A 16,474-nucleotide genomic window follows, 5' to 3' on the forward strand; every position below is an offset into this window, starting at 1 on the left:
GACGGAAATGGATTCCCGTTCCAATTGAAATGGACGTTGCATTTTCAGAAGAAACGGATGGATTTTCCATATCCTATTCCACCTGACCGAGTTTGCCGGGGTTCATGATGCCCTTGGGATCGAGCGCCGCCTTGATGGCGTTCATCATGTCGACGGCGTCGCCGTGTTCCCGGCGGAGATATTTCAGCTTGGAAATGCCGATGCCGTGCTCGCCCGAGAACGTGCCGCCCATGTCGATGGCGCGCTGGTAGAGCCGTTCGGCAAGCCGCTCGGCCTCCGCCAGTTCTTCCGGGAATTCCGGCTTGATCAGATAGCCCACATGGAAATTGCCGTCGCCCACATGGCCGATGATCTTGCCCATCAGGAAGGAATTGTCGATGTCCTCGCGGGCGGCCATCACCGCATCGGCCAGCCTGGAGATCGGCACGCAGACGTCGGTCGTGAAGGCCTTGCAGCCGGGGCGCAGCGTCTGGTTGGCGAACAGCGTCTCATGGCGTGCCTTCCACAGCCGTTCGCGATCCTCGGTGCGGGTCGACCACTCGAAATCGGAACCGCCGAATTCGTCGGCGATCTCGCGCACCGTGTTCGACTGCTCCTCCACCCAGCGTGGGCTGCCGTGGAATTCGAGGAACAGGGTAGGGGCGAGCTTCAGGGTGAGGCCGGCATGACGGTTGGCCGCTTCGACGGCCACTTCGTCCAGGAATTCGATGCGGGCGACCGGGATGCCGCTCTGGATCGTCGCGACGACGGCCTCGACCGCGCCGCGCATGGTCGCGAAGGTGCAGACGGCGGACGCGATGGTTTCCGGGATCGGATGCAGCCGGACGGTGACCTCGGTGATGACGCCGAGCGTGCCTTCCGCGCCGACATAGAGCTTCGTCAGGTCGTAGCCCGTCGACGATTTCTTGGTTCGCCGGCCGGTGGTGATGATCTTGCCCTGCGGCGTGACGACGCGCAGCGCCAGCACGTTTTCGCGCATCGTGCCGTAGCGCACGGCGGTGGTGCCGGAAGCCCGCGTTGAGGCCATGCCGCCGAGCGAGGCGTCGGCGCCGGGATCGATCGGGAAGAACAGGCCCGTATCGCGGATATGGGCGTTCAACTGCTTGCGGGTGACGCCCGCCTGCACCTGCGCGTCGAAATCCTCATGGTTCACCGCGACGATCTGGTTCATGCGGGTGAGATCGAGCGAGATGCCGCCCTTCAGCGGGATCGTGTGGCCTTCCATCGACGAGCCGGCGGCGAACGGCGTGACCGGAATGCCGGCCTCGAAACAGGCCGAGACGACGCGCGCCACCTCGTCCTCGTTGTCGGCGTAAACGACCGCGTCCGGCAGACGCGTCGGCTGGCGGGACATGTCGTGGCCGTGATGGTCGCGCACGGCTTCCGCAATCGAAAGCCGGTCGCCGAAATGGAGTTTCAGCGCGTCGAGAGTGGTTTGCAGACCGCTCATTTCTTCTCACCCGTCAGCATGCGGTGATAACGCGAGCGGGCGATCTCCTGCGTGGTGATGAATTCCAGCAGGACCGGCACGCCCTTCTGCGTCTGTTCGATGCCGCGTTTGATCGCCGGAACGATCTCGGCCGGATCGGTGATCCGTTCGCCGTAACCGCCGAGGGCGCGGGCGAAGGCGGCATAGTCGCCGGAAATGTCGGTCGAGCGGTACTTCTCCGTCGAGACCTTCATGATCGGCAGTTCCATGGCCATGGAGAAGTTGTTGAGCAGGATCGACAGGATCGGGATACGCTCGCGCACCGCCGTTTCGAAATCCATGCCGGTGAAGCCGATCGCCGCATCGCCCCAGACGTTGATGCACAGCTTGTCCGGATGCATCAGCTTGGCGCCCATGGCGAGACCGAGACCGTAGCCGAGCTGGGTCGACTTGCCCCAGCCGATATAGGTGAGTGGCTTCACCGATTTCCAGAAGGGCGAAAGCTGGTCGCGCGGGCTGCCGGCGTCATGGGTGATGATCGTGTTCTCGATATCGACCGTGTGCTGCAGGTCCCAGAGGACGCGATAGGGGGAGAGCGGCTTGCTCTCGGAGGTGAGCTTCGGCATCCATTCGGAAAGCCATTCCTCCTGCACCTTGGCGATTTCCGCGGCGACGTCCTTGCTGTCGCGCTGCGCCGTGTTGCGCGCCGTGATCTCGGCCAGAACCGCATCGAGCGTCAGCGCCGCGTCGCCGATCAGCGCCACCTTGGCCTCGATGTCCTTGTTGATGTGGTCGGGATCGAGGGTCGCATGGATCACCGTCTTGTCGAGCGGCATCTGCACGCCGAACGCGGTTTCGGTGAACGAGCAGCCGATGCCGAAGATCACGTCGGACGTATCGAGGAAATGCCGGAGCGTCTTGGAGATCGCCGCGCCGCCGGCGCCGACGGACAGCGGATGGGTCTCCGGAAACGCGCTCTTGCCTTCTAGGCTCGTGGACACCGGGATCGCCAGGAGTTCGGCGAGTTCCTTGAGCTGCGGCCAGGCTTCGGCGTAGTGCACGCCCTGGCCGGCATAAAGAACCGGGCGCTTGGCAGCGAGCAGCAGGTCGACGGCATGTTTGACGGCGGCCGGGTCCGGCCCGTAGCGGGTGGCGAGCACCGGCCGGTAGTTCAAGGGTTCCGGCACTTCATGCTGCCACATGTCGTTGGGGATCTCGATCAGCACCGGACCGCCGCGGCCGTTGCGGAGCTTGGAGAAGGCACGGCGGAAGATGTTCGGAATTTCCTCCGCCAGCGTGATGGGCTCGGCCGACTTGGTGATGTCGCGCATCGAGCGGGTGGCATTGTAGTTCGGATCGACATGCGCGACACGGCGCTCGTAACCCATCGGCAGAACGAGGATCGGCACCGATTCCGAATAGGCCTGAGCGATGCCGCCATAAGCGTTTTCGGTGCCCGGTCCGAGCTGCATGGCGAAAACGCCGATCGTCTTGCCCGAGGAGAGCCGCGACATGGCATCGGCCATATGCAGGCCGTGGCGCTCCTGGCGCACGATGATCGGGCGGATATCAGCCATCGCGACGTGTTCGAGAACGTGGTTCACCGGATAGCCGCAGACGATCTCGATCCCCTCGCGCTTCAAGATTTCGGCAATAGCGTCTGCGACTTTCATGGATCTCCCCTCCCGGGAACGGATTTAGCTACGAAGTTGGAAATTGTCGGCGGTCCAGGCGCCGGGATGGCGCACGGGCGCGCGGCGGGCCTCGTCAGAGCTCAAAAGCCCGTTCTGGCCAAGCGCGATGCGGTATTCCTCGATGAAGGCCTGCGCCATGTGGGTGGCACCGCGGTCTCCGAGGGCAGAGAGCCCCAGCATGAAGGCGCGGCCGGCAAAGCAGGATTGCGCCCCGCAGGCGAGCGCCCGCAGCATGTCGACGCCGGAGACGACGCCGCTGTCGAAGAGGACGGTGCCGCGGGTGCCGACGGTGCGGGCGATCTCCGGCAGCACGTCGATCGTCGCGGGCGCGGCATCGAACTGGCGGCCGCCATGGTTGGAGACGACAACGCCGTTCAGGCCGAGCGAGAGCGCCTTCTCCGCATCGGCCGGATGCATGATGCCCTTGACCATCATCGGCCCGGTCCAGCGGTCGCGCAGGCGGGCGATCTCATCCCATGGAAAGCCGCCGCCGATATGTTTCTGCACGAAACCCGCCGTCGAGCCATGATCGGTGCCGCCGGCGAACTTGCCCATATTGGCGAAGGTCGGCATGCCGTTGCGGCGGACCGCATCGAGCCAGAGCGGCGCCATCGCCGCACGCATCATCGTCTTCGGCGTCAGCCGGAAAGGCATGACGAGGCCGTTTCTCAGATCCCGCGGGCGCTTGGCGCGTACCGGCACGTCCAGCGTCGCGACCAGAACCTTTGCGCCGGCGACGCGGGCGCGCTCGGCCATTTCGAGACTGTATTTGTGGTTGTCCGGCGCCATCGGATAAAGCTGAAACCAGGCGACGTCGGGCGCCCATTGCACCACCTGCTCGATCGTCGCGCAGGCCAGTGTGCCGACCATATAGGGAATGTTATGCGCCTGGGCCGCCTTGGCGAAACGCTCCGTCGCGCCCGGCCACATCATGCCGTCGAGACCGATCGGCGAGATGCCGATCGGGGCGGCATAACGTCGGCCGAAGAGTTCAACCGACGTATCGACCTTCGAGACGTCGATACCGTAACGCGGCACGACCTCGACCGCCTTTAGCGCCGCGCGGTTGCGGTTCAGCCCGGTCTCGTCGCCGGCGCCGCCCTGCAGGAACTCGTAGGCGAAGCGCGGAATGCGCCATTTCGCCCGTTTTTCCAGGTCGCTGACCATCGGATAACGCCGGCGGAGCTCCGCCAGCGTCTTTGCGTCGTCTCCGGTTCCTCCTCCCATAACCGACGCGCCCTAGTAGGAGACCATGACTTCGAGCATGGCCTGCTGGCCGCTCTTTGTCGCAGCCAAGGCACGCTGCAGCGCCGCAGGCAGGTCCGTGCCGTTCTCGACACGTTCGGCATGGGCGCCATGGGCGCGGGCGACGGCGGCATAATCCGGCGCGGGGTCGAGTGCGGTGATCGGCATGACGTTGGCGGTCGCGGCACTGCCGTCCGGATACATGTAGAGCGTCGAACGGCGCACGGCGTTCCAGATGCCGTTGTTGAAGACGATCGTCAGCAGCGGCAGTTTCAGCGCGGTGGCCGTCTGGTGGCAGGCGACCGGGTTGGCGAACATGTAGGAGCCGTCGCCGATCGTTGCGATGACCTGCCGGCTCTCGCCCTGTTTCAGGGCGCCGAGCTGGGCACCGAGCGCCGCGGTGAGGCCGAAGCCGAGGCCGCCGGACAACGGCGTCGAGAAGAAGCCCTTCGGATGCTTGAATTCCATGACCGACGGATCGATGCCGAGCTCGTTCACGATGGTCGTCTTCTCATCCATGATGTCGGAGATGCAACGGCTGACATAGGCTGCCGTCATCGGCGCGCCGTTGCCCATGGCGGCGCGCTTGGCGGCGGCCTCCACCTGTCCGGCCTTCACCTTGGCCCATTTTTCGCGGCGTTCGGAGAAGGTTTCGCCGGCCGGCACGCGCTCAGCCATGGCGGCGGCAAGGGCTGCGATCGTCTTGTTGATACCGCCGGCGAGTGCGATATCGATCGGGAAGCTGCGGATCGGCACGCGGCTGTGCTGCGGGTCCGGCCCGATGGCGATGACCCTGGCGCCTTCGGCAAGGCTCGTGTGGTCGGAGATCCACGGCACGGCGGCATTGATGACGACGACGACGTCGGCTTCCTTCAGGAGTTGGGTCGAATCGCGGCCGACCATCATCGGATGATCGCTCGGCAGCGACTGGCGCATCGCCCACATCTCGACCGTCGGCAGCGCGAACTTGTCGACGAAACCCGCCAGCGGCTCGAAATCTGGGGCGAGTTCCGGGCTCTGGGAGATGACGAGCGGGTTTTTGGCCTTGGCGAGAAGATCGGCTGCCTGGGCAACGAGGTCTGGATCGGCCGGGCCGAAGCTGGTCGGCGTGACGGTCGAACGGTGGCTGGCGGTGATCTCCGCGCCCTCGGCCAGCGCCTCGCGCGGCAGGCTCAGATAGACCGGGCCGCGGGGCTCGCTCATGGCGATGCTCATGGCGCGGTCGATGACGATGCCCGCCTGTTCCGGATAGCGCAGTTCGTAATCCCACTTGACCACTTCGCGCACCATGCCGGCCTGGTCGAACATTTCCTGACCCCAGTGGATCGGCGAGGAACGCGAGCCGAAGCGGCCGTGCTCGGTGATCGGCGTGCGGCCGGAAAACATCATGATCGGCACGTTTTCAGACCGGGCGTTGACGAGCCCCATGACGGAATTGGCGAGACCGACATTGACGTGGACGATGACCCCGGCCGGCTTGCCGGTCATCAGGTAATAACCGTGTGCCATGCCGACCGCGACACCCTCATGCGGGATGACCAGCGCTTCCGGCATCTTCAGCCCCGTCTCGGACTGGCGGGCGAAGGCCTCGATGATCGACGGGAAATCGGTGCCGCCATTGGCGAGCAGCACGTCGATGCCGGCCGCCTTCATATGGGTCAGCACGGCCTCGGCTGCGAATGTGCCGGTCGGTTTAACGTGTTTCATTCTCGTGTCCTCTTTGTATCCCGTTCGGGACATTCTCTAAAACCAACCGGATCGGTCCACGCCGATCTTAGGATCAGGTGATGCTGACCGTCTTCGTGACCATGTAGGCTTCGACGCCCTCGATCCCGACTTCGGAACCGTGGCCGCTCGCTTTCACCCCGCCGAACGGCGTTTCCGGCATGGAGATGTTGAAGGAATTGATGCCGACCATGCCCGCTTCCAGCTGGTCGGACAGCCTGGCGATGGTCTTGTGCGAGTTGGAGAAGCCGTAGGCGGCAAGCCCGTAAGGCAGCTTGTTCGCCTTGGTGATGGCGTCGTCGAAATCCGAGAAGCGGTTGAGCACGGCGACCGGGCCGAAGGGCTCCTCGCTCATGATGCGGGCATCGTCCGGTACGTCGGCGAGCACCGTCGGGGCGTAAAAGAAGCCCTCGTTGTTGACCCGGTGGCCGCCAGCCAACAGCTTGGCGCCCTTGGACGTGGCGTCCTGCACCAGCGCCTCGATTGCGTCGCGGCGGCGGGCATGCACGAGCGGACCCATGCCGGTAGAAGCATCGAGGCCGTCACCGACCTTGATTTTGCCGGCGCGTTCGGCAAAACCGGCGCAGAAGGCTTCATAGGACTTGTCCTGGATATAGAAGCGGGTGGGCGAGACGCAGACCTGGCCGCCGTTGCGATATTTCCGCTGCACCGACATTTCCAGCGCCGCCGCCTGGTCCGCATCGTCGAAGACCAGCACCGGCGCATGGCCGCCCAGTTCCATCGTCGTGCGCTTCAGGCCTTCGGAGGCAAGCCGGATGAGATGCTGGCCGACCGCGACAGAGCCTGTGAAGGAAATCTTGCGGATGACTGGAGAGGCGATGAGGTGGCGGGAGATGAAGTCCGGCACGCCGTAGACGACCGCGATGACGCCGGCCGGCACGCCCGCGTCGATCAGGCACTGCGCGACGGCGGCGGCGGAAGCGGGAGCCTCCTCGCCAGGCTTGTAGATCATCGTGCAGCCGGCGGCGAGCGCCGAGCCCATCTTGCGGGCGGCATTGCCGATCGGGAAGTTCCATGCGGAGAAGCCGGCTGTCGGGCCGACCGGTTCCTTGACGACCTGGAAGCGGGTCTCGCCCAGGCGGCCCGGGATGACACGGCCATAGGTGCGGCGGCCCTCCTCGGCGAACCACTCCATCTCTTCCGTGGCGAAATGGGTTTCGAGACGTGCTTCGGCGATCGGCTTGCCCATTTCGAGCGTCGCCAGCCGGGCGATCTCTTCCTGCCGCTCGTGCATCAGATGGGCGGCGCGCTTCAGGATACGGCCGCGCTCGCGCGGGCTCGTCGCGCGCCAAAGCGGAAACGCACGGCTTGCCGCTTCCAGCGCGCGGTCGAGATCCTCGGCGGTGGCATGCGGCACCACGCCGATCGTCTTTTCGGTGGCCGGATTGACGATGGCTTGCGTCCTGCGGTCGCCGTTTTCCAGCCAGGCGCCATCGATCAGCAGGCGCGGAGAGGTGTAGGCCTCGGAAGAGGGGGTGGGATTGCTGGCGATGTTCATGTCGTTCCTCCGACTTCTTCATTAGACGAATGCGTTTGGCATTCGTCAATTCCGGGCTCTTCTTGCTCGGCTCCTCTCTACTCTTCCAAGGGGATAAAGCAGGGAGCCTGATATTGTCAATTCCGACTTCTGGCCCGGCGTTTCAGATTGCCACGCCCTTCAAATCGCCACCGTACCGCCGTCGATCGGGATCACCGCGCCGGTCATGAAACTCGATGCCTTGGAGGAGAGGAGCAAAGCGAGGCCCATGATCTCCTCGGTTTCGGCGATGCGGCCGAGCGGCACGGTGTCGGCGAAGGCTTTTTCGATCTCCGGCTCGCGGATGCGGCCGCCGGCGATATTGGTGCGGAAGGGGCCGGGCGCGATGCCGTTGACGAGAACATTGTAAGGCGCCAGTTCCCAGGCCGCCTGCCTGACGAGATTGACGACGGCACCCTTGCTGGACGCATAGGCGTAACCGGTCATCGGGTCGGCGCGCAGCCCCGCGATCGAGGCGATCGCGACGATGCGGCCGCTTTTCTGTTTCTTCATGTGCTTGGCGGCGGACTGGATGGCGACGAAGGTTGCCGTCAGGTTCACATCCACCACCTTGTTCCACAATTCGTCGCTGACATTTTCGATGGCGCCCGCTTCGGTACGGGAATTCGGCCCGCCGCTGATGCCGGCATTGGCGACGAGAATATCGAGATGGCCATGCTTTTCGGCGACGCCGTCGATCGTCGCGCGCAAAGCAGCGCTGTCGGAGACATCCACCTGATGGCTTTCGGCGGAATAGCCCTGGCCGTTCAGCCATTGATAGGCGGCGGCCAGCGTTTCCGGATTGAGATCGACGAGCGCCACATGCGCGCCGTTGGCCGCGAGCGTCTTGGTGATGGCGAGCCCTAGCCCGCTTGCAGCCCCGGTGACGACAGCGACCTGGCCCTTCAGGTCGAACAGTTTTTCCGCTTGCATTCCCATCCTCCCTGCGACCCGGGCGAGCATGATCCTCCCCGCCCGAACGCGGCCTACTTTGTATGCAATTGCCAAAGAAGCAAGCTGGAAATTTGCTATTATCAATCAAAATTTGACAGAGTCATATTGACCCTCTTCAAAAGGTTATACAGATTGATCAAATCCGCTGCGGCGCAGGCGCGATTTCTATGGCTTTATCGAGCCGACTTGTATACCTTTGTATATATCAGGGAGGATGGAACACAGATGAGCTTTACCGAAAGCACCGAGACCATAACCGGCTGCAATGTCCGGTTCATGCGCGGCGGCAAGGGTGCGCCGCTTCTCTTCCTGCACGGTTCGAGCGGCGCGGCGCGCTGGGCGCCGTTCATGGAAAAGCTCGCCGAAAGCTATGACGTGATCGTGCCGGAACATCCGGGCTTCGGCGCTTCCGGCTCGCCGGAATGGCTGGACGGCATGTCCGACCTCGCCTTCTTCTATCTCGACGTCATCGACCGTCTCGGCCTCGACAAGGTGAACCTTGTCGGCGGTTCGATCGGTGGCTGGCTGGCGGCGGAGATCGCCATCCGCAATGAGACGAAGCTCAATTCGCTGACCGTGGTGGCGCCGGCCGGCATCCGCGTGAAGGGCCTGCGCAAGGGCGATGTCTTCATGTGGAATGCGGAGGCCACCGCCCGCAACCTCTTCCACGACCAGGCCTATGCCGAGCAGATGCTCGCCACCCCGCCCTCCAAGGAGGGGCTGGAAGTGATCCTCAAGAACAAGCTCACCACCGCGAAACTCGCCTGGGAGCCGCGCTTCTACAATCCCGACCTGCACAAGTGGCTGCACCGCATTTCCGTGCCGACGCTGATCGTCTGGGGCGACGACGACAAGATCGTGCCGGCCGGCTACGGTCCGGCCTGGCAGGAACTCATTCCCAATTCGCGCCTTGAGATCATCGAGAATTGCGGACATCTACCGCAGATCGAAAAGAGCGACCGTTTCGTCCAGCTGGTCGACGGCTTCATCCGGGAGGTTACGCGATGAAATTCTACTTCATGCACCTGATGCCCTATGCGGATCTGGATCTCTCCTATGACGAGAAACACGATTCCGCCTGGGTGACGCTGCCGAACACCTATTTCGACCCGAAGAGGGGACATCAGCTCTACAATCGTTATCTTGACGAACTGGAATATGCCGACCAGCTGGGTTTCGACGGCATCTGCGTCAACGAGCATCATTCGAACGCCTATGGCCTGATGCCGATCCCCGGCGTCATGGCCGGCGCGCTCGCGCGGCGCACCAAGAACGTCAAGATCGCCATTCTCGGCCGCGCGCTGCCGCTCCTGAACAACCCGCTGACCGTGGCGGAAGAATTCGCCATGGTGGACAATATCACCGGCGGTCGCCTGATTGCCGGAATGGTGCGCGGCATCGGCGCCGAATACCATTCCTGGGGCGTCAACCCGGCTTTTTCGCACGAGCGGTTCCAGGAGGCCCATGACCTCATCCTGCAGGCCTGGACTCAAGCTGGCCCGAGCATCTTCGAGGGCAAGCACTACAATTTCGAATACGTGAACGTCTGGCCGCGGGTTTATCAGGACAATCCGCATCCGCCGATCTGGATCCCGAGCCAGGGGTCCAGCGAAACCATCGAATGGGCCGCCCATCCGGACCGCAAGTACACCTATCTCCAGACCTTCGCCTCGGTTTCGACCGTCGCGCGCTACATGAAGATGTACAAGGACGTCGCGGCCGGTTACGGCTACGAAGCGACCGAGGATCAGCTCGGCTGGTCGTTGCCGCTTTATGTCGCCGAAACCGACGAGATCGCCCGCAGGGAGGCCAGGGAGCATATCGAGGCCTTTCTGCAGAAGTTCCTGCGCATGCCGATGGAGATGCTGCTGCCGCCGGGTTACACCTCGGTCAAATCCATGGTCGGAGCGCTCTCCGCCAAGGCCGGCCATTCGATGAAGCAGACGATCGACAGCGTCATCGAGGAGGGCAAGTTCATCTGCGGCAGCCCGGCGACAGTGCGCGAGAAGCTGGAGGAATACCAGGCCCAGATCGGTTTCGGCCATCTCCTGACGCTCCTGCAGTTCGGCACCTTGCCGGCGGAGCTGACGCGCAAGAACATGGAGATCTATTCCAAGGAAGTCATGCCGTATCTCAGGAACGTGACGGCGAAGAAGGCGGCGTGATTTTTCTTACCCAAGCCCGGACGCGCGGATGACGGTCGATTCCGGGCGCCCGCCTTGATTGACAGGGAGCCTGAAATTTGATGCGATACCCCCGCTGTCTTGAGGAGGGCAGCGAAGTGGGAGGAGAATATCGCATGAACAAGCTGCTCGCAGCCTCGGCACTCGTTGCCGTCGTGACCTTTTCGGTGCCGGCAGTCGCCTCGGCATCCGCGCCCGAAGCCAGATGCACCGACGCGAAGAGCCTGCAATTGCCCGGCTTTGACCTCAAGGTGGCGCGTGCCGATCGTGTCGTGGACAAAGGGCCGGCCCATTGCCTTGTCAGCGGTTCTTTCGAACATCGCACGGGGGCGGACGGCAAGTCGTATTCGATCGGGTTCTCGATCGCCCTGCCGGACGACTGGGGTGGACGCTTCCTCGTTCAAGGCGGCGGCGGTCTGAACGGCACGGTGCGGCCCCCTCTCGGGGATGTCGCAGCCGGGGCGAAGAGTGCGCTCGCCCGTGGGTTCAGCGTCATATCGCACGATAGCGGCCATCAGGCAGAGGCTTGGGATGCTTCGTTCAAGGCGGACCAGATCGCGACCCTCAATTTCGCCGGGTGGTCGGTCGAAAAGGTGGCCGTCCTCGGCAAGGCGCTGGTCGCCGCCTATTACGGCAGAGGTGCCGACCGCTCCTATTTTGCCGGCTGCTCGACCGGAGGACGCGAGGCCATGGCCTCGGCGCAACGCTTTCCATTGATCTTCGACGGCATCATAGCCGGGGCGCCCGCCATGCGGACGAGCCGTTCGAATATGTCGCTCGCGGCGAAGAATGTCGCGATGAACAGAATTTCTCCGGCGGGCGCCGACGGCGCGCCGGACCGCTCCAAAGCCTTCTCGGATGCCGACCGTGAGGTGGTCCTCAAGGGCATCCTGAAATCCTGCGATGCTCTCGATGGCGCCGAAGACGGCATGATCGGCAACCCGGCCGCCTGCAAATTCGATCCCGCAAGCCTCGTGTGCTCCGCCGGAAAGACTGAAGGCTGCATCACGAAACAACAGGCCGATGTCGTCGCCGAGACGTTTTCGCCGACGCTCGATGCATCGGGACGGCCAGCCTATGTCGCATTTCCCTATGACACCGGCGTCATGAGCACAACGGACCCCATTCCCGGCCTCATGCGGTTCGACGACAAGCGCAACCGGCAGTTCAAGAACAACGCCATGAGCTTCGACGTGGACGATGCCGTTGAGAAGGCGGATATCGACGATCCCCAGCAGCGGCTTATCAACTCGGACCAATGGACCGACCTGAGTTCGTTCGCCGCGCGCGGAAGCAAGATCATCTTCTTCCATGGCGTCAGCGATCCATGGTTCTCCTCGAACGACACCGTCGATTTCTTCAATCGCATGAGCAAGGCGACCAAGGCCGGCATAAAGACGGAGGACTGGGCCAGGCTCTATCTCGTTCCCGGCATGGCGCATTGCCGCGGCGGCCCGGCTGGCCTCGACCAGTTCGACATGCTGACCGGACTGGTGAATTGGGTGGAAAAGGGCGAGGCGCCGCAAAGTGTCGAAGTTTCGGGCAAGGCTTTTCCCGGCCGGACCCGTCCGCTTTGCCCCTATCCGTCCTACGCGTCTTACAAGGGCGCGGGCGACATCAACAGCGCCGCGAACTTCGAATGCCGGAAGTGACAATCCGGTTCGGATTCACATCTTCTCGCCCGGCATCAGGCTCGCCTGCCTGATCCAGTCCACGAACTGTGCTTCGTCGAGCGCTCCGTCCTCGCCGATATGTAGGTAGCGTGCCTCCTTGGTTTTCGATTCCACCGGCGGCATGGGGGTGAGCAGCACGCCGCGGAAGAAGGCGAGCTTGATGTATCTGTTGAAGCAGTGGATGCCGAGGAACCAGGTCTGGCCGTCCATTCCATAGAGCGGCGAGTTCCATTTGACGGCCTTCCTGACCTCGGGGATGGTGCGGGTGATGAGCGTGTCGAGCTTCCGCCCCACATCGCTTTTCCAGCCCGGCATGGCGGCGATATAGGCCTGAACCGGCTCGTCGCCGTATCCCTTGGCGATCTGCGGATTGCCGCCCGAGAGAAGAACCGGCTCCGCGGATGGGTTGATCGGATCTTTTGCGGCCTTTGCCGACTTCCTGGAGAGTTCCTTGGCCATCTGCTCCTTCCCTTCATTGATGCGACATCGAGGATAGCTCGTTTCGGACGATGACGGGAGCCGTCGCCGATCCAGGTGAGTGCGCCGGCCGCATTGCCCGGTGCCGCCGGCGATGCGAAACAATCGCCGCACCTGCCATATCCTTGACAGGGCGTGCGAAACACGACAGTTTCGCGGGCATTCCGAGGGGGGCATCGAACGATGCTGAGATGGCGGTGAGCCGGACCCTTGAACCTGATCCGGGTCATACCGGCGTAGGAACGGAAACGGCGTCCCAGGGTCACATCACCAAGACGGCACTTTCTCTTCTCCGCTTTTCACCTGGATCTCCGTTTTGGTGGAGATCGACCGATGACATTCGAGCCCCTTGTCCTGACTGCCGGAAATCCGGCCGCCTTCCGTTCAGCCGCGTGACATCGCCATGCGCATGTCCCATGCGGGTCTCAGCCTGGTGGCGCTCGTCCTCCTGTGGCAGGCCGGGGTCTCGGTTTTCCAGCCGGCGCATTACATTCTTCCTTCTCCGCTGGCGGTGGCATCCGCCTTCCTGCGCCAGCCGGGTTTTCTGGCCCGGCAGAGCCTGGTGACGCTGACCGAGATCATCGCAGGGCTGGCGGTCGGTTCGGTGCTGGGGATTGCCACCGCCTTCGGCGTCGCCGCCTGGCCGCGGCTTGGACGCCTCGTCTGGCCGATGGTGCTCGTCTTGCAGGCCTTTCCCGTCTTCGTGCTGGCGCCGATCCTGGTCATCTGGTTCGGCTTCGGGCTGGCCTCGAAAGTGGCGATGACGACGATCATTATCTTCTTTCCCGTCGCTTCCGCCTTTGCCGACGGGCTTCGCCGCACCGATCGGGAGATTCTCGACGCCGTTTCGCTCGACGGTGCCGACCATTGGCGGACGCTCACCCGCATCCGCGTGCCGCTGGCGATCCCGAACCTCGTCTCGGGCCTCCGCGTCGCCGCACCGCTGGCCCCGCTCGGCGCCGTGGTCGGCGAATGGGTCGGAGCGTCGGGCGGGCTCGGTTTCGTCATGGTGCAGGCCAATGCCCGGATGCAGACCGATACGGTGTTCGCGGCCATGGCCGTGCTCGCCGTCCTTACCCTTTCCCTCCGATTTCTCGTCGATCGCCTGACGGCGGGCCTCACCCCCTGGGCGGCGGAAGCCGATCCTGATTCTTCATCCACATCAAGGAGTTCCACCCGATGAACCGTATCCTCGCCGCATCTCTTTTCATGTTCGGCAGTTTGCTTGCGCCCGCCTCTTCGCATGCGGCCGACAAGGTCTCCGTGCTGCTCGAATGGTTCGTCAATCCCGACCATGCGCCGATGGTGGTCGCCAGGGAACAGGGCCTGTTCACCGCGCAGGGCCTCGATGTGGAACTCATCCCGCCGTCCGATCCCTCCGCCGTTCCGCGGCTCGTCTCGGCAGGGCAGGCGGATATCGGCATCCATTACCAGCCGAACCTTTTCCTCGATCACGAAGCCGGCCTGCCGCTCGTTCGCTTCGGCACGCTAGTCGAAACGCCGCTCAATACGGTGACGGTGCTTGCCGATGGACCGATCAAGAGCCTCAAGGACCTGAAGGGCAGGAAGGTCGGTTTCTCGGTCACCGGTTTCGAGGATGCGATGCTGAAAAAGATGCTCGCGTCCGAAGGCGTTTCGATCGATGACGTGGAACTGATCAACGTCAATTTCTCGCTCTCGCCCTCGCTGATCGCCGGCAAGGTGGATGCGACTCTCGGCGGCTTCCGTAATTTCGAACTGACCCAGATGAAGCTCGAAGGCCATGTCGGCCGCGCCTTCTTTCCGGAGGAGTACGGCGTTCCGGCCTATGACGAGCTGATCTACGTCACCCGCCGCGATCTTGCCGCCGACAGCCGCCTGCCGCGTTTCCTCACCGCCGTCGAACAGGCCTCGATCTTCATCACCAACCATCCTGAGGAAGCCTGGGCCCTGTTCATCAAGGCTTACCCCAATCTCGACGACGAGCTGAACAGGACGGCCTTTTTCGACACGCTGCCGCGCTTCGCCAAGCGCCCGGCCGCGCTCGACAAGGGCCGTTACGCCCGCTTCGGCACCTTCATGCAGGAGATGGGACTGGTGAAGACTGCGCCTGCTCCGGAGGATGTGGCGGTCGAAATCCGCTAGGTGCCGGTGTTTTCGGTGCGGCGCCTGTGTTAGGAGGCGCCGTATCGCAGACGATGAGATAGCCCATGCTTCCCTGGATAGAGCTTGACCGTGCCACCATTCCCGGAGAGGGCGGCGAACTGCGCCTGAAACGGCGCGGCCAGGAATTTTCCATCATGCTGGGCTCGACCGAGCTGATGAACAGCCGGCTGAGCGGCTCGGAAGAGGCGCTGGCAACACTGTCCTGGGAGCGGATTGCCGGCAGGAAGAATGCCCATATGCTGATCGGCGGGCTCGGCATGGGTTTTACGCTGCGGGCGGCGCTGGGCGTGTTGCCCGACGATGCCGAAGTCACCGTCGCCGAGCTTGTGCCGGCAGTGGTCGACTGGGCGCGGGGACCGATGGCGGACCTCCACAAGGGCACGCTCGACGACCCGCGCGTCGATATCCATGTCGGCGACGTCGGCGCACTGATCCGCTCGAAGAAGGCCGCTTATGATGCCATCCTGCTCGATGTCGACAACGGTCCGGATGGGCTGACGCGCGCTTCGAACGACGGCCTCTACGATCACACCGGCCTTCGTGCCGCCAAGGCCGCACTTCGCTCGGGGGGCGTGCTGGCGGTCTGGTCTTCCGCGCCGGATGCGGCCTTTACCCGCCGCCTGCGGGAGGTGGGCTTTGGCACCGAAGAGGTGAATGTGCGGGCCAACGGCAAGCGCGGCGCCAAGCACGTCCTCTGGATGGCCGCCAATCGTTAGGGCATGGCGCGTTCGGCCGGTGGAACCGCTCAGCTCTTTTCCTCATGCTCCAGCGATCCCGATGCGGTCGGCAGAAGCGAGAAGAGGTGGGCGTTCATGGCCGCCTGCGCCCATTCCGGGTTGCGGGCCTTCAGCGCCGCGAGGATTTCCCGGTGCTGCGCGTGGGTACGTCTTGTCCGCACTTCGACGGGTTCGGAATAACGGTTGAAGATCGCAGCCGGCAGCTCCAGCGAGGAGGCGAGGATTTTTTCCAGCCGCGGGCTTTCGGCAGCGGCGGCGATCACCGCGTGGAACTCGGCATTCAGCTTGTCGAACCCTTCCAGATGCTCGTTCCAGCCGAGTTCCTCGAACTGGGCTTCCATGACCCGTTCCAGCTCTTGCAGCCGCGCGAAATCGGCGTCGGAAATACGCGTCGCCGCCCGACCGGCGGCGTGACCTTCGAGGATCGCGCGGAGGCGAAAGATCTCCACCGCGTCGTCGAGCGAGAAATCCGCCACGATGCCGCGCCGGTAGCGCTCCAGCACGACCAGTCCTTCCGCATTCAACCGGTTCAGCGCTTCGCGGATGGGCGTGCGGGAGACGCCGATGGCGGTTGCCAACTGGTTTTCCAAGAGCTTATCGCCCGAGCGCATCTCGCCGGTCAGGATCAGGTGGCGGATATGATGGTATGCAATTTCCACCGCGCTCGTGGAGCTG

14 protein-coding genes and 1 riboswitch are annotated in these 16,474 nt (G+C 63.6%); of the genes, 6 read left to right on the plus strand and 8 right to left on the minus strand.

What is annotated here, in order from left to right:
• Positions 1–73: 73 nt before the first annotated feature.
• The 6 genes from DMO26_RS16315 to DMO26_RS16340 all read right to left on the minus strand — a co-directional run bounded on the left by DMO26_RS16315 (position 74) and on the right by DMO26_RS16340 (position 8,563).
• The gene (locus DMO26_RS16315; RefSeq protein WP_117193210.1) at positions 74–1,450 is read right to left on the minus strand and encodes an FAD-binding oxidoreductase; all 1,377 of its coding nucleotides are present in this window, start codon (positions 1,448–1,450) and stop codon (positions 74–76) included.
• Positions 1,447–3,102 carry a thiamine pyrophosphate-requiring protein gene (locus tag DMO26_RS16320; protein ID WP_117193211.1) on the minus strand — a complete coding sequence of 552 codons (1,656 nt, stop codon included), beginning with the start codon at positions 3,100–3,102 and terminating at the stop codon, positions 1,447–1,449. The genes DMO26_RS16315 and DMO26_RS16320 overlap by 4 nt, the downstream gene beginning before the upstream one ends.
• Before the next feature lie 24 nt (positions 3,103–3,126).
• Positions 3,127–4,290, minus strand: a complete 1,164-nt coding sequence (locus DMO26_RS16325; RefSeq protein WP_226951315.1) for an alpha-hydroxy acid oxidase — start codon at positions 4,288–4,290, stop codon at positions 3,127–3,129.
• A 72-nt stretch (positions 4,291–4,362) separates the two neighbouring features.
• Positions 4,363–6,075, minus strand: coding sequence for a thiamine pyrophosphate-requiring protein (locus DMO26_RS16330; protein WP_117193213.1), 1,713 nt, complete (start codon positions 6,073–6,075; stop codon positions 4,363–4,365).
• A 73-nt stretch (positions 6,076–6,148) separates the two neighbouring features.
• Entirely contained in the window at positions 6,149–7,612 is a 1,464-nt protein-coding gene (locus DMO26_RS16335) for an NAD-dependent succinate-semialdehyde dehydrogenase (protein WP_117193214.1), read from the minus strand.
• Positions 7,613–7,771: 159 nt separating this feature from the next.
• Entirely contained in the window at positions 7,772–8,563 is a 792-nt protein-coding gene (locus DMO26_RS16340) for an SDR family NAD(P)-dependent oxidoreductase (protein ID WP_117193215.1), read from the minus strand.
• Positions 8,564–8,809: 246 nt separating this feature from the next.
• Between DMO26_RS16340 and DMO26_RS16345 the strand changes: the two genes are divergently transcribed.
• From DMO26_RS16345 to DMO26_RS16355, 3 genes are all read left to right on the plus strand, one after another.
• Entirely contained in the window at positions 8,810–9,592 is a 783-nt protein-coding gene (locus DMO26_RS16345) for an alpha/beta fold hydrolase (protein ID WP_117193216.1), read from the plus strand.
• Positions 9,589–10,749: an LLM class flavin-dependent oxidoreductase gene (locus DMO26_RS16350; protein ID WP_117193217.1), complete on the plus strand. Its 1,161-nt coding sequence runs from the start codon at positions 9,589–9,591 to the stop codon at positions 10,747–10,749. The genes DMO26_RS16345 and DMO26_RS16350 overlap by 4 nt, the downstream gene beginning before the upstream one ends.
• Before the next feature lie 134 nt (positions 10,750–10,883).
• Positions 10,884–12,419, plus strand: a complete 1,536-nt coding sequence (locus tag DMO26_RS16355) for a tannase/feruloyl esterase family alpha/beta hydrolase (RefSeq protein ID WP_162894935.1) — start codon at positions 10,884–10,886, stop codon at positions 12,417–12,419.
• Between the two features lie 15 nt (positions 12,420–12,434).
• Here the strand turns inward: DMO26_RS16355 and DMO26_RS16360 are convergent, their stop codons facing one another.
• Positions 12,435–12,899: a DUF1801 domain-containing protein gene (locus DMO26_RS16360; protein WP_117193219.1), complete on the minus strand. Its 465-nt coding sequence runs from the start codon at positions 12,897–12,899 to the stop codon at positions 12,435–12,437.
• A 175-nt stretch (positions 12,900–13,074) separates the two neighbouring features.
• Positions 13,075–13,177, plus strand: a riboswitch (TPP riboswitch).
• A gap of 143 nt (positions 13,178–13,320) precedes the next feature.
• On the opposite strand from DMO26_RS16360, the gene DMO26_RS16365 reads away from it, so the two are divergent.
• The 3 genes from DMO26_RS16365 (at position 13,321) to DMO26_RS16375 (ending at position 15,778) form a co-directional block, all read left to right on the plus strand.
• Positions 13,321–14,100, plus strand: a complete 780-nt coding sequence (locus DMO26_RS16365; RefSeq protein ID WP_117193220.1) for an ABC transporter permease — start codon at positions 13,321–13,323, stop codon at positions 14,098–14,100.
• Positions 14,097–15,041, plus strand: coding sequence for an ABC transporter substrate-binding protein (locus DMO26_RS16370; protein WP_162894936.1), 945 nt, complete (start codon positions 14,097–14,099; stop codon positions 15,039–15,041). Before DMO26_RS16365 ends, DMO26_RS16370 begins: the two co-directional genes overlap by 4 nt.
• Before the next feature lie 65 nt (positions 15,042–15,106).
• Positions 15,107–15,778, plus strand: coding sequence for a spermidine synthase (locus tag DMO26_RS16375; RefSeq protein ID WP_117193221.1), 672 nt, complete (start codon positions 15,107–15,109; stop codon positions 15,776–15,778).
• A gap of 29 nt (positions 15,779–15,807) precedes the next feature.
• Here the strand turns inward: DMO26_RS16375 and DMO26_RS16380 are convergent, their stop codons facing one another.
• The gene (locus tag DMO26_RS16380) at positions 15,808–16,458 is read right to left on the minus strand and encodes a GntR family transcriptional regulator (RefSeq protein ID WP_226951316.1); all 651 of its coding nucleotides are present in this window, start codon (positions 16,456–16,458) and stop codon (positions 15,808–15,810) included.
• Positions 16,459–16,474 lie beyond the last annotated feature (16 nt).

Origin of the sequence: Rhizobium terrae, from assembly GCF_003425685.1 — a bacterium.
GTDB classification, from domain to species: Bacteria; Pseudomonadota; Alphaproteobacteria; order Rhizobiales; family Rhizobiaceae; genus Neorhizobium; species Neorhizobium terrae.

Bases quoted from the DNA above. Each gene is read 5' to 3' on its own strand.
- DMO26_RS16365 (WP_117193220.1), top strand. From the start codon at position 13,321: ATGCGCATGTCCCATGCGGGTCTCAGCCTGGTGGCGCTCGTCCTCCTG.
- DMO26_RS16370 (WP_162894936.1), top strand. From the start codon at position 14,097: ATGAACCGTATCCTCGCCGCATCTCTTTTCATGTTCGGCAGTTTGCTT.
- DMO26_RS16345 (WP_117193216.1), top strand. From the start codon at position 8,810: ATGAGCTTTACCGAAAGCACCGAGACCATAACCGGCTGCAATGTCCGG.
- DMO26_RS16375 (WP_117193221.1), top strand. From the start codon at position 15,107: ATGCTTCCCTGGATAGAGCTTGACCGTGCCACCATTCCCGGAGAGGGC.
- DMO26_RS16325 (WP_226951315.1), bottom strand. From the start codon at position 4,290: ATGGTCAGCGACCTGGAAAAACGGGCGAAATGGCGCATTCCGCGCTTC.
- DMO26_RS16315 (WP_117193210.1), bottom strand. From the start codon at position 1,450: ATGAGCGGTCTGCAAACCACTCTCGACGCGCTGAAACTCCATTTCGGC.
- DMO26_RS16340 (WP_117193215.1), bottom strand. From the start codon at position 8,563: ATGCAAGCGGAAAAACTGTTCGACCTGAAGGGCCAGGTCGCTGTCGTC.
- DMO26_RS16355 (WP_162894935.1), top strand. From the start codon at position 10,884: ATGAACAAGCTGCTCGCAGCCTCGGCACTCGTTGCCGTCGTGACCTTT.
- DMO26_RS16350 (WP_117193217.1), top strand. From the start codon at position 9,589: ATGAAATTCTACTTCATGCACCTGATGCCCTATGCGGATCTGGATCTC.
- DMO26_RS16330 (WP_117193213.1), bottom strand. From the start codon at position 6,075: ATGAAACACGTTAAACCGACCGGCACATTCGCAGCCGAGGCCGTGCTG.
- DMO26_RS16360 (WP_117193219.1), bottom strand. From the start codon at position 12,899: ATGGCCAAGGAACTCTCCAGGAAGTCGGCAAAGGCCGCAAAAGATCCG.
- DMO26_RS16320 (WP_117193211.1), bottom strand. From the start codon at position 3,102: ATGAAAGTCGCAGACGCTATTGCCGAAATCTTGAAGCGCGAGGGGATC.
- DMO26_RS16335 (WP_117193214.1), bottom strand. From the start codon at position 7,612: ATGAACATCGCCAGCAATCCCACCCCCTCTTCCGAGGCCTACACCTCT.